This window comes from Psychroflexus sp. S27, assembly GCF_002810405.1.
Taxonomy (GTDB): Bacteria; Bacteroidota; Bacteroidia; order Flavobacteriales; family Flavobacteriaceae; genus Psychroflexus; species Psychroflexus halocasei_A.
This window is the reverse complement of the sequence record NZ_NEXQ01000020.1, coordinates 135,949-149,857: the sequence shown is the minus strand read 5'-3', so window position 1 is coordinate 149,857 and position 13,909 is coordinate 135,949. Positions and strand designations below refer to the sequence as shown.

Here is a 13,909-nt window from a genome sequence, read left to right as displayed (position 1 = left end):
AATAATGTAAAAGGCAAAAAAGCGCTTCTGTTATGAGAAGCGCTTTTTTTGTTAATAATTAAGAAGACTCACCTTGGGATATTTGTCAATTTTTTTAGCTCCATTTAAACTAGCAATTTCTAAAAGAAAATTAATCTGAATAATTTTTCCATCCAATTCTTCAATAAGTTTGCAGGCAGCAGCAGCAGTTCCGCCAGTTGCTAAGACATCATCATGTAACAATATTTTTTCACCTGGCTGAATCGCATCTTTATGGATTTCGATTGTATCTTGCCCATATTCTAAATCGTAAGTAGATTGAAGCGTTTCAGCTGGAAGTTTGCCAGGCTTTCTAATGGGGATAAACCCAACCTTTAATCTTTGAGCTAAAAGGATACCAAACATAAACCCACGTGATTCAATGCCAACAACCTTATCTATTTTTTGATTTTTTAACTTTTCAATAAATAGGTCTAAAGCCATTGAGCTCGCTTCATGAGATTTTAAAAGAGGCGTAATATCTTTATATAGAATTCCTTTTTTAGGGAAATCTTCCACATCACGAATATAATTTTCAAGTTTCATTATAAAATGTCGTTTTTAATTTGGTATAAATATAAAAAGAAATATATTTGCACCCGCTAAGAGATACTTAGTTTTTATTGGCCACGTGGCGCAACTGAATAGCGCACCTGATTACGGCTCAGGAGGTTGCAGGTTTGAATCCTGCCGTGGTCACTTTCAAATTCAAAACCACTGATTTTCAGTGGTTTTCTTGTTTTTAAGCCTAATCATAGATTCCACTCCGAAGAACTAAGATCTTTTCACAGTATAAGTTCTGTATCTTGTAATTGTTCTATATCCTAACCTCTTATAAACTCTTTCTCCTAGTTCAGAAGCTTGTAAAATAACTTGTTTTTTACCGTGATCGAAACCTATATTTGTTGCGATTTGAGTTGCTAGACTACCAAGACCTTGACCTCTAGCTTTCTCTAAAGTTCCGACCCAATATATGCCAGCAATATCTTCAGAAAATACAGTCATCACGGCTGACAAAGGTTTTTCGTTTTTATAAATGATGTGGGCGATGATATCGTTATGCAGCAATGTTTTATCTGTTTCAAACATTTTATCAATGACATGTTGAGTTTTACTAAAAGCTTGCTTTATAACTTCACCGAAGTCGTCGATTTCTTTTCTGCAATTAACTTTTTTGACTTGAAAAGAGTGATTAAAATTTTGATCATTGATTTTTTTATCAATATGCATCACTGCTGATCCAGGTGATCTATTCGCAGTTAATCCTTTATTTATCAATAGCTTTTCTAGCTTAGCATTAGCTTCACTATTTACCCAAACTGAAAAATCTAAATTCAGTTTATTAAAAAATTTGTCAGCTTTATGCATCATTTCTTCGGCAAAGTCATCGTTGAGACATATTGCACCATTCAAATGAGCATCAGTGCTTTCAACACCGATGCTGTAAATCATGTAGTGAGGAGTTTCAATAAGATTGACTTCTTTTAAGTTGATGATTTGTAGCTTAATTGAATCCTTTAGATTCTTATAAGCTTTTTGTAAAAGCTCTTGATTATTTTGTTTCACTATTTATCAGCATAGTTAAAGCTTATCACTTCAAATCTTTGAGTTCGGTCTTTGAGATTAAGTTCGACAATGTCTTTTTCCTCCTTATTTATGAGTTTTTTGGCTAGAGGAGAAGTAAAAGCGATTTTCCCTTTCATGACATCAGCTTCATCCACACCTACTATTTGAAAGTTTTGTTTGCTTTTACCATTTAATTTGAGTTCAATGTGTGCACCAAATTTAATTTTGTCAGTCGGTTGTGTCTTTAAATCTATTGGTTTGGCGTTATTCAACCGTTCTTGTAAGAGTTGTAATTTACCTTCGATCAGTGCTAAAGATTTTCTTTTTTCAGCATCTTTTTGATTGTCAATAACTTCTTGACGTGATTCAATGAGTTCTTGTTTTTCGTTTTTTAATTTGTCGAGTCCGTTTGGGGTGACATAGTTAGGCACATTCATAGGTAGATCTGCACGAGGTGGAATGAATGGCTGTTCTTCTTGATCTCCTTCTTTAACAAATGCTCTACTCATAATTTATTTTTCAGATAAGTTACAAAATACTATAGACTTTTTTCTAGTTTTAAAGTTGCTCTGTCAACAGGAGCTTGACCAACGGGAACAGCTTTAAATCCATTTTTAAAATAGAGATTAATTGCTTTAACTAATTGATAACTTGTATAAAGAAAAAGCTTGTTAGCATTTAGTTCTTTTGCTTTAGATAAGCTTACATCCATTAGCCTCTGTCCAATTTTTAAGCCTTGGTATTTCAAGTCAACTCCCATTCTACTTAACATATAAGTTTTTTTGTCAATTTTTTCTAGAGCGATACAACCAATAATTTGATGGTCTTTTTGGGCTAAAAATATGTAACCATTTCTGTTGATAATTTCGTCAAGAGGATTATTCAATGCTTTTTCATCAGAAGGAGTTACTTCAAATTGAGGGGTTAACCAGTTTATATTAATGCGCTTAAAATCATCTGCATATTTTTCTTCAAAAGGAATAATCTTTAAGTCTTTAGAATTTATCATTTCTCGATCATTTGTTGATGAACAAATTTATAAATGTTATCTTGATTAAAGCAAAAACGCATGAAGAATAACTCCATGCGTTTTATGAAATAATTTATTTAAAAAGTTTATCTAACAATTAACTTTTCTACACTTTTAGATTGACCATCATTCACTTCAATCAGGTAAACGCCACTTTGAAGAGCATTTGTTAATTTAATTTGATGTGAAGTCGATTGACTGCTTAAATTGATTTCTTCTATCACTTGACCTTGTAAAGAGTAAATTTTTGCGGTTGCATTTTTATTTAGTGCCTTTGAAAAATTAAGACTAAATTCTCCATTAGTAGGATTAGGATAAATACTAAAATCACTAAGACTTTGATCATCAAGGCCTAAAGTTGTGGTACACATTTCAATAGACCAAGAATTTAGTGTTCCTGTAACAGTATCATAAAAATCACCTATTGCAAGAGTCCAGTTTCCTTGAACACTTCCAGTTGTAAGATCCGAAAGCAAACCATCATAAGCTGTATAAGTGCCAGTTACAGGAGAGTTGCAAGAATAACCCTGACCTGGTAAAGTACTTCCATTGTCGTTAAAAGTGATATTAAAAGAACCATCGGCACAGTTTCTGCCCCACAATAAGATTATTTCACCATTTGGTGCTTCCAATTGTACAACAAGATCACCAGCATCAGGGTGGGTGACATCAACATTAATATTAATATCATCAACACTCATGTCTTGAGTTACATTAATAGTACTGCTAGCAGTAGGGCCTTGTTGGTTTGGGCCTATTCCATCAGGAATATCAACAGCTGTATTGTTAGTATATGTTTCGCAATTTGTTTGAATATTTGTGTCAATAGCAAATGTTGTTTGGTTTAATGCATAATAAATATTATCAACTGGCTCAATTTTTATTCTACAAAAAGCAGCTTGTTCGTTAGGTACAATAATATCATAACTTCCATTGTTAGCAACATTTGAAGCTAAAACCGTATCAAAATTTTCTCCGTTGTCTGTTGATAAAAGGATGTTAACATTTGATGTGTTGATGCCATTGCCTGTCGTACCAGCAACATCCCATGTGATAGTTTCAGTTTCACCAGGAATCCAATTAATGTCAGTTTGGTTTTGAGAGGTCACTTTAAAAGGGCCAACGCTTTTAAAACTAACAGTTACATCTTTTCTCGCTGTTTGACCACCATTAATATTATTATCTCTCACTGTTAAAGTGAAATCCATATTACGTTGCGTTGAAGGAACAACTTCCCAAGTCGGCGTTAAGTTGTTGTTAAGGACATCTTCAAATTTAGGAAAATATCTTCTTGTTTCTGTTAATGAAGAATTTGATATAAAGTTTGGTCCTTGTATATTGGTTGGTAAAGGTGGTTGATTACTAACTTCCACGTCATATTGTTCCCAGTTATAAGTTAAAGCATCATTCTCGGCATCAGTTGCTTCAGCGTCTAAATAAAAAGCCGTTCCGTTTGGAATGCTGTAACTTAAGTCGGTTGTAATAGTCGGAGCAGTATTAGGAATAGAAGTTATGGTTGGACAAGTAGCCCCCAATCCATTGGTGATATTATTATAAATTTGAAAAATACTCAATTGATGAAAATGATCATCACTATTAGATTTTGTATTTGGAGGGCAAATACCTGCATAAGCCATAATTGTGTTTCCGCTACCAGGTTCAACAGATGAATCATTTGATCTTTGACCATTACAATAATTGTTATAAGTATGTTTTGCACCAAATTGGTGTCCGATTTCATGAGATACATAATCAATATCAAAAGGATCGCCAACAGGAGCAGCAGAACCAGTAACTCCTCTTGCTTTAAAGTTTGTCATACAAACTGAACCCAAAGATGCAATACCGCCGCCGCCAGTACTAAAGACATGACCGATATGGTAATTATTAGAACCAATTGTAGAATCTATATTTTGTTGGTTTTGACCTAACAATGCACTGCCATTATTGTTGGTGTAAGGATCTGAATTTGCATTTAAATAAATAAGGTCATCTGTGTTACCTATTAATTGTAAATTGACAGCAACATCTCTTTCATAAAGCATATTAACACGATCAATAGTGACTGTCATTGCTGCTAAAACAGCTGTAATTTTCTCACTTTGAGGTGCATTATTTAAACCGGCTTGATTAATCTGGAATTGTGAGTATTCGCCAGTAGTAGCTAACGCTAAATCGTAGGTTCTTAAAGTTGAGTCATCAACATCAAGAGTTTCATAGTCGTCAGTTGTTAAATTAGAATTGTAATCTACTTCTTCAGTATTGTCACAATAATTAAAAGCAGCAGTTTCATTCGTGTACTTTTTATTAAAAGCAGAATAATACTGCGCATCTTGAGTGATAGGGTTAATAATCAAATTTCCTAAATGCGGTCTTAACACCATGGCATATAAACCTTGAGGTGTTGATGTCATTCTTAATCGATGTGATTTTTCTTTTTGACTTATTCCAATGTAAGAACTAATTTCTGGAAACTTTTCCGCTAGCTCATCTGACATTGTTTTGACCTTGAAAATTTTATAAGTATTCACATCGCCATTTTCGTCAGGTATTTCAATTTGAACCTGACTATCTGAAGCTTCATATCTATATGGAGCATTTGTCAGCTCTGATTTGACAGTATCAAAATTTAAGTGGTAAGTGCTTTTAGACTTGACTTCATAGAAGGTTTCAAGAATTTCTTTTTGTTCTAATTTATTCTCATCAATTTGTGACCAATAGTTTTCTTGTGCAAAAGAAAGATTAATCATCAAAATCATAATTACGAAGTAGGGTAATTTTAATTGCATAATATTTTCTAAATTTTTGCTAGCAATTTAAAGGTTTTTTAAGGAATGCAAATTTAAATGAATTCTATTTTTGATTTAATTAAGTTAAATGTTAGATGACTTAAAAGAGGTTACACTGAATGATATTCTTTCTACTGATTATATTTAATCTTCTGTTCTTTTAAGTTGAGAACCAATGAAAGGCATTCTTGGTGCAAGGAAATAACCCGTTAAACTCGCAAATAAAATAGGAATGAAATAAGAAAAACCCGTTAATGTCGCTAGAAGTATAGTTGTACTCATTGGCGTACGCGTCACGCAAGCATTAATTGCGGCCATACAACTGACGATTGCTAGACTTAAGTTAATTTGAGGAAAAATTGAATTTAAAATTAGACCCAAAGTCGCTCCGCAAAAAAATAAAGGTATAATGAAACCACCTCGCCAACCTGAGGTTACAGTAATAGCAATAGCTAAAATCTTGAAAATTAATAGAGCAATTAACCACCACAGTGTAAAATCTGTTCCTAGCAATGTATTGATTTCATAATGACCGAAATAGCGTGTTAGTGGAAAATAAAAACCTATGATTCCTAATGAAATACCGCCAATTGTTGTTTTGATATAAATAGGGACACTGATTTTTTGGAATAATTTTTTAAATAAATTTATCGTGTGTATAAAAATCCATCCAAATATAGTGGCAATGAGTGCATATAAGACAACATTTGCAAAATCAGAAACACCGCTATATTCGTATGTTTCAATAATCCAAGTTGCGCCTAAGCCTAAATGAATAATTAAAGCGAAAATAATAAAGCTAAAACTGCTGGAAACAAGAGCAGGAATAATTGCTCTGTAGTATTCAACTGCGTGTCTGTGATGTAAAATTTCTAAAGCAAATAAACTTCCACCTAAAGGAGCGCCAAACAAAGCTGTAAATCCTGATGCCATTCCTGCAATTGTCATTGAACGTAACTTTTCACCTGAAAGATTGAATTTTTTCCCGAGCCATGAACCTGTTGAACCAGTCACTTGAACCAAAGGAGCTTCAGGACCTAAACTTCCGCCTGCTGCTACACAAAATAAAGAAGAAAGAATCATGGATGGATTTTGCTTTGGGTCAAGCTTCCCTTTATTAAAGCGAATGTTATTAACAATTAAATGTATTTCACCTGGGTCTCCAATAAAATGAATAATTAAACCAGCCATTAAACCAGCAAAACTCATCAAAGGAATGACAGTCCAGTTATCAAAAACAGAAACTTGATGTATGATGAAATCTAGTATCAACCAATAAACACCTGCAATGATACCACTGATAATACCCAATAATGCCCAAAGCATAAAAATTGGCTGGATGACAAAAGGTTTGAGGTTAAGTAGTTTTTGAAATCGTGATTTCAATTTGGCTGATATTAGTTATGAATAAACTTTGCAAATGTATCAACTTACTTTTGAAAATAAGATTTACTTTTTTAGAAATTTGCATGTCTTTTTAAAAAGTGTATTTTTATAGGATGCAATCCAAACTGACATATCAACAAACGAAAAGACTCTACCTTTTTACAAAAGAACACTTTGTGACTTATGTTGAGCTTCAACGCTATTTTGTTAAAGAACTCGCTGAGAAGATAGATAAAGTTCGTCAGAAAAATCCAAAGATAGGTTTTGAAGAAGCTTTAGAGGTTGCATTCAAGTCCTATGGTGTTTATGGGTTTTCTGATATCGAAGAAAAATATATTAATAAAATACATTTCGCCTATACCAAGCATTTTATAAAATATTATTTAAAGAAATTTTTTGAGCAAAAACATCTTCTTTTAATATTGATTTATATTTTGTGTGCAACTGTGTTTTATCAAACAGGAATACAAAATTTTTTCACTATTTTCTCTTCTGGAGGTTTACTTGTTTTCTTTATTTATCACTTTGTTAAGCTCAGCAGAGAAAACAAATCAAAGCGTCTGGGGAAAACAACTAGCTTGATTAATGAGACCATACAGAATTCTTTTCAGGTGATATTTCCTATAATTTTTTTACCACAAATTCTTTTACAATATTCACGATCTACTGAAATATATTCATACATATTAGTACATTCGTTTTTACTACTTTTGCTATCTTATTTTTACACGGTGACTTATAACCTGAAAAAACATGATTTAAAAAAGAATTTAACCAAATTAACAGACTATAAACTTCAATAGATATGAGTATTTTAAGAATCATTTTTGCAATTATATTACCACCATTAGGTGTTTTTTTTACAGTGGGTATTGGTAAATCTTTCTGGATCAATATTTTGCTTACACTTTTAGGTTTTGTACCCGGCATCGTTCATGCGATTTGGGTGATTGCAAAAAATGATAAGTAATGCTTTGGCTTATTAGTCTTAATTTTTTTATCACATTGGCCGCAATTATGCCTTTTGTGAAAATCTCGCATTGGACAGTGCGTATCTTTGATTTTCCTCGAGTTCAATTTTTAGTACTAGGCTTTAGTTTAATCATTATCAACATATTTTTGTTTGATGATTCTTTAGTTTACATCATCAGCTTTATCACAATGATTTTGGCGACATCATATCAACTCAAAAAGGTGATGCGCTACACACGATTGAGAAAAGTTGAAGTGAAAAAGCTGAAAGGAGAAACAGATTTACCGACTATCAAAATTATGGTCAGTAATGTGTTAACCCCAAATCGTTCTTCTGGAAAATTATTAAATCACGTTAATTCAGAAAAACCAGATGTATTGCTTTGTGTGGAAACCGACCAATGGTGGGAAGATCAATTGCGTGTTCTAGAAGAAGATTATCCAGTTCAAATTAAAATTCCTCAAGACAATTTATACGGTATGCATTTGTATTCAAAATTGGAGCTAAAATCTACAGATATTAGATTTTTGGTAGAAGATGACATTCCTTCAATCAAAACAAAAATTGTTTTAGAAGATGGTAATGAAGTTTTGTTTTATGCTTTACACCCGAAACCACCAAGCCCGACTGAGAATGATACATCAACCAATCGTGATGCAGAATTATTAGTCGTTGCTAAAGAAATTAGCCAAGTTGATGAACCTGTCATTGTTTGTGGAGATTTGAATGATGTCGCCTGGTCAAAATCAACTGAACTTTTTAAGAAAATAAGTGAACTTCTGGATTCCAGAATTGGTCGAGGGCGTTTCAGCACTTTTCATGCGCAATATCCTTTTTTGCGGTGGCCTCTTGATCACTTTTTTCACTCATCACATTTTATGCTGAAAGACATGAAGGTTTTGTCTAGTATTGATTCTGATCATTTTCCAATTGTTACACAACTTTATTTTTCATCTCAAGCTAAAAATGTTCAAAAAGAACCTCAGGCTAATCAAGAAGATGAAAAGGAAGCCGATGAAAAAATAGAAGAAGCTTTTGAAGAATAATCAAATGTTTTTAGACTTAAAATAAATCAGCTTTAAGTAACAAATTTTAGAGATAAACTTATATTTGTGCTATGGAACATTTTGTAGTATCAGCACGAAAATATAGACCTCAAAATTTTGAAGATGTCGTTGGTCAGAAAGCGATTAGCAACACTTTATTAAATGCAATAAAAAATAATCATTTAGCACAAGCGCTTCTTTTTACAGGGCCTCGCGGTGTTGGGAAAACATCATGTGCCAGAATTTTAGCGAAAACGATTAACGAAAGAGAAGACGACTCTCCTTCTGAAGATAAAGATTATAGTTTTAACATTTTTGAACTTGATGCCGCTTCAAACAACTCTGTTGAAGATATTCGAAATTTAACAGATCAAGTCAGGATTCCTCCACAAACAGGAAAGTATAAAGTTTATATCATTGATGAGGTTCACATGTTATCTCAATCAGCTTTTAATGCTTTTTTGAAAACCTTAGAAGAACCACCAAAGCATGCTATTTTTATTTTAGCGACAACTGAGAAGCATAAAATAATTCCAACAATATTATCAAGATGTCAAATTTTTGATTTTAAAAGAATCACTGTTACTGACATTAAAGAACACCTTAAAGAAATCGCAATAAAAGAAGGTGTCAATGCTGAGGATGATGCGCTTCATATCATAGCTCAAAAAGCTGATGGAGCGATGCGAGATGCACTTTCTACTTATGATAGAGTTGTTAGTTATTGCGGCACAGAATTGACAAGACAAGCTGTTGCTGAAAACTTAAATGTGCTTGATTATGAAACTTTCTTTAAAGTCACAGATTTAATTCTGGAAAACCGAATAGCAGATCTTCTCATGACTTTTAATCATGTGCTTTCTAAAGGATTTGATGGTCAGCATTTTATATCAGGATTAGCTTCTCATTTTAGAGATTTGATGGTTTGTCAAAATCAAAATACAATCAAACTTTTGGAAGTAGGAGAGTTGATTAAATCAAAATATTTTGAACAATCAGAAAGAGTCTCTCAAAGCTTTCTATTAGAAGCTTTAGAGCTCACAAATAATTGTGATTTTGATTATAAATTAAGCCGAAATCAACGTTTGCATGTTGAAATCTCTTTAATGCAATTGGCTTCAATTACAGCCCAGAACGGAGAGAATCTTCAAAAAAAAAAGCTTGATACCAAAATCATAACGCCTCAAGAAGCTGAGAGAAATAATACAAAAGAAGAATCTAAGGATTATCCCAAAACCAAAGAAGAGCAAAATTCTGATTTAAAATCGTCAACATTAGTTTCCGAAAATAAACCAGAAACCATTCAGCAGAAATCTGAAAATAAAACATCAGAAAAAACAGAGGTTGAAAAAGAACAGAAGAGTCAAGTTAAAGATGAGGTTTTAGCTGATAGTGAAATCAAACAACCAGAAAATAAAGAGCCAACTAAATCCAATCCTCCAGCCCGAAAACCGGATAAGCCTTCAGGCTTATCGCTCAAAGGTTTACGTCACAAAAAAGAACTAAAAGCAGAGCAGGAAAGATTAAAAAGTGAAGTTGAACATAAGGATAATGACTTCAGTCAAGAGGAACTTGAAAACGCTTGGACGGCTTATAGAGATCAATTGGAAGCAAATGGTTTAAAAATTTTAGCTTCAACAATTGGGATGTGTTCTCCTAAAATTGATGGTCAGCAAATAAAAATTGAAGTCGCTAACGACACAATGCGTGTTGAGATTATGCAATCTCAAGGTGAGTTAATGGCCTTTTTGAAAGAGAAGCTTCAAAACACCTATATTGAGCTCCATATTGATATCAATCATAATGAAGTTGAAAAAACAAAGTACGTTTACACGGATAAAGAAAAGTACAACAAACTCAAGGAAATCAATCCAGCGATTGATAACTTACGTCAAAAATTAGATTTAGATTTTTCATAATTATGCTAGGACTTAAATTACCAACCGATCCAAGATGGGCAAATATTGCCGAAAAGAATATTTCAGAAATATTAATTGATCATGCTTATTGTGAACAAAAAGCAGCATCTACAGCAATTTCCCTCATTGTTAGTTTTCCTGAATATGAGGAGTTAGTCACTGCAATGACAGAGCTTGTGGAGGAAGAAATGAGTCATTTTAAAATGGTTCATAATCTTTTAAAAGAGCGCAATATTCAGTTAGGGCGTGATCGAAAAGATGAATACGTCAATCAGTTGCTTAAGTTTTTTCCAAAAGGAGGAAGCCGAGCCGATCAATTAGTGCATAGATTACTTTATGCAGGTTTAATTGAAGCGAGAAGTTGTGAGCGTTTTAGATTATTGTCTGTAGAATTAGAAGATCCTAAATTGCGTAAATTCTATCGCGCTTTAATGATCAGTGAAGCCAACCATTACACAATGTTTCTAAATTTTGCTCGTCAGTATGGCGAATTAGAAACTGTTAATCGTAAATGGAATGAGTTGCTAGATTTTGAAGCCGAGATTGTCAAAAATTTTGAGAAAGGTAAAAGTGTTCATGGCTAATTGAAACATTAAAAAAATGCAGGTCTATAAGCCGGATTCTGTCATTAAGTCAAACTTAATGCCTTATCATTTATCTAGATTTGACATTACTGCCAAACTCAAGCTACCAACCCTCCAAGATCGACCGCACAAGCCTCAAACCTTGGTTTACTTGGTATTTCACCGCCTAGAGTTTACCTGGTTTCACTACAGCCGAACTGTACTTGCTTTCTGTTGCACTGGTCCGATTTATAATTGCTTATAAATTGACGGGAGTTACCCGCTAAGCTGTGCTTTGGTGTCCGGACTTTCCTCACTATAAAAGTGCGATAAGGCGACCTGCGTTGCAAAGATAATTCGATTCTTCAATTTGAACTGTTTAGTTTAAATTATTTAAAAATATAAGTTGATTTAGTAAATTTAACAACATTTAATATCTCTTTAAATTCTTAACTAAAATTTATCATTTATGTAAACATTTCTTCATTCTTTAGATTGATTGTTAGTCTTTTAAGCCTTATATTTGAAGCAAACCAATTATGATTATGAAAAAAAGAATTTTTGACAAATTGTCAACAGAACAAAAGATTAAAGCCATACACGATTTTGGCCGTTTTATTGGAGATTTTTCTGAAAACAACATCAGGTATAGCTTGTTTTTAATGTCATCTTATTATTTAGAAGTAAGACGAAATCCTGATAAAGACATCTCCGAAATTAATACCTACAACACCATTGATGAACTTCATCAAGCACTTGGTGAATTAGTTTCAGCTGCCTAAATTAGTCTCCATTTTAACTGTTTATTTTTTAGGTTACCTAAGTCAGTTATCTTTGTGAAAACTTCTGTCAATGGATTTACTGATTGAGTATTTAGACAAGATTATTTTTATAGCTGTGGTTTTAATCGTAGCTATAATTTTATTGGCTTTAAACAAAAAAACCCTTAAATGGCTTGTTGAACGCTATGCTCCTGATGATGAAAAAGCCTTGCTTTTAGTCAGAAGGATTAATTCAGTAATCATCATTGCTGTAGCGCTTCTTGCAATCAGTACAATTTTTTTAAACAGAGAGAACTACACCATGTTAGTTGAGAAATTCAAATTTGCAACTTATATAGGCTTGGTGATTGTTTTTACAATTTTAGTTGCTCTTTTTGCAGATTTTATCGTAAAGTATAATATCAGTAAAAGGTTATCTCAAAATAGAGATACAACCAATCTTAAATTCATTAGATATTTTGTTACTGTTTTTATTTATTTTTTAGGAGCTATTTCAGTTTTATATGCCTTTCCGTCATTAAGAGTTGTTGCAAAAACAGCTTTAGGTGGAGCAGGAGTTTTGACCATCATTGTAGGTTTTGCATCACAAGAAGCTTTATCTAATGTTGTAGGAGGTTTGTTTATCATTGCTTTCAAACCATTCAAAATTGGAGATGTTATAGAGTTGTCAGATACCAATATGGGAACAGTCTCAGATATCACCCTAAGACACACAGTTATTAGAAATTTTGATAATCAAATGATTGTTATCCCTAACTCTGTCATTAATAAAGAAAGGTTGATCAATTATAATCTTAATGATAAAAAAGCCTGTAAGCGACTTGAAATTTCTATAGCATATGATAGTGATATTGATTTGGCTAGAAAAATTATGAAAGAAGCCTGCGAAAATCATCCTTTATCGATTGACATTCGTTCTCAATTTGAAATTGATAGAGATGTGCCGCGCGCTAAAACGGCTGTCGTTAGTTTAGATAAAAATGCAATTACAATTCGAGTTTGGGCTTGGGCTAAAAATTATGATGATGTCTACGATCTTGGTTGTGGGCTTAACGAACAAATTAAAAAAGATTTTGATAAAGCAGGAATTGAAATGGCCATTCCATACCGAACTCTTTTATCGACAAAAGATGCGTCCCTTAATTTAAATCAAAATTTAAAAACATCTGATGAAAATGATTCTTCTGAAGATGAATAAAAATATTAATCACACTGATGATTAATTTAGTTCAATAAATCAAATATCAACTTTAAGTTTAATAATGTTCAAAACTGATATTAATATACGTGAAGCCAAGTTGTCTGATCTCGATTTGCTTAGAAAATTTGAACAAGAGGTTATTATGTACGAACGACCATTTGCGCCAAATCTTAAAAATGATCCAATCCAATACTACGATTTAGAAAAACTTATTCATGATAAGGATTCATACTTATTAGTTGCAACACTAAACGATGATATAATCGGTACAGGATATTCTGTTATTGAAACATCAGAGCCTTTTAAAAAGCCAGGTAAATATGCCTACTTAGGTTTTATGTTTGTAAAACCACAACATCGAGGAAAAGGAGTTAATGGAAAAATCATTGATGCATTAATTGATATCAACAAAGCAAATGGCATTACTGAAGTACAATTAGATGTTTATGCCGAGAATCAAAGTGCTTTAAAAGCTTACAAGAAAAAGGGTTTTACAGAGGATTTATTAAAAATGAGATTAAATACAGAGCAATAAAATATAATTGTGACGAATTTTGATTTTATATTTAAATAAAAAAATAATTTTAGATGATGAAGGACATAGCAATGATTTTTTGTTTCACGATATTCAGTACT

14 protein-coding genes, 1 tRNA gene and 1 other RNA gene are annotated in these 13,909 nt (G+C 32.6%); 9 read left to right on the top strand and 7 right to left on the bottom strand.

What is annotated here, in order from left to right; translation table 11 throughout:
* Positions 1 to 51 precede the first annotated feature (51 nt).
* Positions 52 to 564, bottom strand: coding sequence for an adenine phosphoribosyltransferase (locus CAP47_RS04875; RefSeq protein ID WP_100775633.1), 513 nt, complete (start codon positions 562 to 564; stop codon positions 52 to 54).
* 79 nt (positions 565 to 643) lie between these two features.
* On the opposite strand from CAP47_RS04875, the gene CAP47_RS04870 reads away from it, so the two are divergent.
* Positions 644 to 717 (top strand) — tRNA-Arg (locus CAP47_RS04870).
* A gap of 75 nt (positions 718 to 792) precedes the next feature.
* Here the strand turns inward: CAP47_RS04870 and CAP47_RS04865 are convergent.
* The 5 genes from CAP47_RS04865 to CAP47_RS04845 form a co-directional block, all read right to left on the bottom strand.
* Positions 793 to 1,584: a GNAT family N-acetyltransferase gene (locus tag CAP47_RS04865; protein ID WP_100775632.1), complete on the bottom strand. Its 792-nt coding sequence runs from the start codon at positions 1,582 to 1,584 to the stop codon at positions 793 to 795.
* Positions 1,584 to 2,093, bottom strand: a complete 510-nt coding sequence (locus CAP47_RS04860; protein WP_100775631.1) for a GreA/GreB family elongation factor — start codon at positions 2,091 to 2,093, stop codon at positions 1,584 to 1,586. The genes CAP47_RS04865 and CAP47_RS04860 overlap by 1 nt, the downstream gene beginning before the upstream one ends.
* A gap of 29 nt (positions 2,094 to 2,122) precedes the next feature.
* Positions 2,123 to 2,593, bottom strand: a complete 471-nt coding sequence (locus CAP47_RS04855) for a GNAT family N-acetyltransferase (protein ID WP_100775630.1) — start codon at positions 2,591 to 2,593, stop codon at positions 2,123 to 2,125.
* Positions 2,594 to 2,700: 107 nt separating this feature from the next.
* The gene (locus CAP47_RS04850; RefSeq protein ID WP_100775629.1) at positions 2,701 to 5,403 is read right to left on the bottom strand and encodes a reprolysin-like metallopeptidase; all 2,703 of its coding nucleotides are present in this window, start codon (positions 5,401 to 5,403) and stop codon (positions 2,701 to 2,703) included.
* Between the two features lie 144 nt (positions 5,404 to 5,547).
* Positions 5,548 to 6,729 carry a chloride channel protein gene (locus CAP47_RS04845; protein WP_100775691.1) on the bottom strand — a complete coding sequence of 394 codons (1,182 nt, stop codon included), beginning with the start codon at positions 6,727 to 6,729 and terminating at the stop codon, positions 5,548 to 5,550.
* A 173-nt stretch (positions 6,730 to 6,902) separates the two neighbouring features.
* On the opposite strand from CAP47_RS04845, the gene CAP47_RS04840 reads away from it, so the two are divergent.
* The 5 genes from CAP47_RS04840 to CAP47_RS04820 all read left to right on the top strand — a co-directional run bounded on the left by CAP47_RS04840 (position 6,903) and on the right by CAP47_RS04820 (position 11,311).
* Positions 6,903 to 7,592 carry a hypothetical protein gene (locus CAP47_RS04840; protein ID WP_100775628.1) on the top strand — a complete coding sequence of 230 codons (690 nt, stop codon included), beginning with the start codon at positions 6,903 to 6,905 and terminating at the stop codon, positions 7,590 to 7,592.
* Between the two features lie 2 nt (positions 7,593 to 7,594).
* Positions 7,595 to 7,759, top strand: a complete 165-nt coding sequence (locus tag CAP47_RS04835; RefSeq protein ID WP_093244477.1) for a YqaE/Pmp3 family membrane protein — start codon at positions 7,595 to 7,597, stop codon at positions 7,757 to 7,759.
* Positions 7,759 to 8,808, top strand: coding sequence for an endonuclease/exonuclease/phosphatase family protein (locus CAP47_RS04830; RefSeq protein ID WP_100775627.1), 1,050 nt, complete (start codon positions 7,759 to 7,761; stop codon positions 8,806 to 8,808). Before CAP47_RS04835 ends, CAP47_RS04830 begins: the two co-directional genes overlap by 1 nt.
* 71 nt (positions 8,809 to 8,879) lie before the next feature.
* Positions 8,880 to 10,727, top strand: coding sequence for a DNA polymerase III subunit gamma/tau (locus CAP47_RS04825; protein ID WP_100775626.1), 1,848 nt, complete (start codon positions 8,880 to 8,882; stop codon positions 10,725 to 10,727).
* 2 nt (positions 10,728 to 10,729) lie between these two features.
* Positions 10,730 to 11,311 (top strand): tRNA-(ms[2]io[6]A)-hydroxylase, encoded by a 582-nt coding sequence (locus CAP47_RS04820; protein ID WP_100775625.1) that lies wholly within the window; start codon positions 10,730 to 10,732, stop codon positions 11,309 to 11,311.
* Positions 11,312 to 11,322: 11 nt separating this feature from the next.
* Here the strand turns inward: CAP47_RS04820 and rnpB are convergent.
* Positions 11,323 to 11,636, bottom strand: an RNA gene (rnpB, locus tag CAP47_RS04815) — RNase P RNA component class A.
* A gap of 199 nt (positions 11,637 to 11,835) precedes the next feature.
* Between rnpB and CAP47_RS04810 the strand changes: the two genes are divergently transcribed.
* From CAP47_RS04810 to CAP47_RS04800, 3 genes are all read left to right on the top strand, one after another.
* On the top strand, positions 11,836 to 12,072 hold the full coding sequence (locus CAP47_RS04810) for a hypothetical protein (RefSeq protein ID WP_100775624.1): 237 nt from the start codon (positions 11,836 to 11,838) through the stop codon (positions 12,070 to 12,072).
* A gap of 70 nt (positions 12,073 to 12,142) precedes the next feature.
* Positions 12,143 to 13,270, top strand: coding sequence for a mechanosensitive ion channel family protein (locus CAP47_RS04805; protein ID WP_100775623.1), 1,128 nt, complete (start codon positions 12,143 to 12,145; stop codon positions 13,268 to 13,270).
* Between the two features lie 64 nt (positions 13,271 to 13,334).
* Positions 13,335 to 13,808 carry a GNAT family N-acetyltransferase gene (locus tag CAP47_RS04800; RefSeq protein ID WP_093244483.1) on the top strand — a complete coding sequence of 158 codons (474 nt, stop codon included), beginning with the start codon at positions 13,335 to 13,337 and terminating at the stop codon, positions 13,806 to 13,808.
* Positions 13,809 to 13,909: the final 101 nt, after the last annotated feature.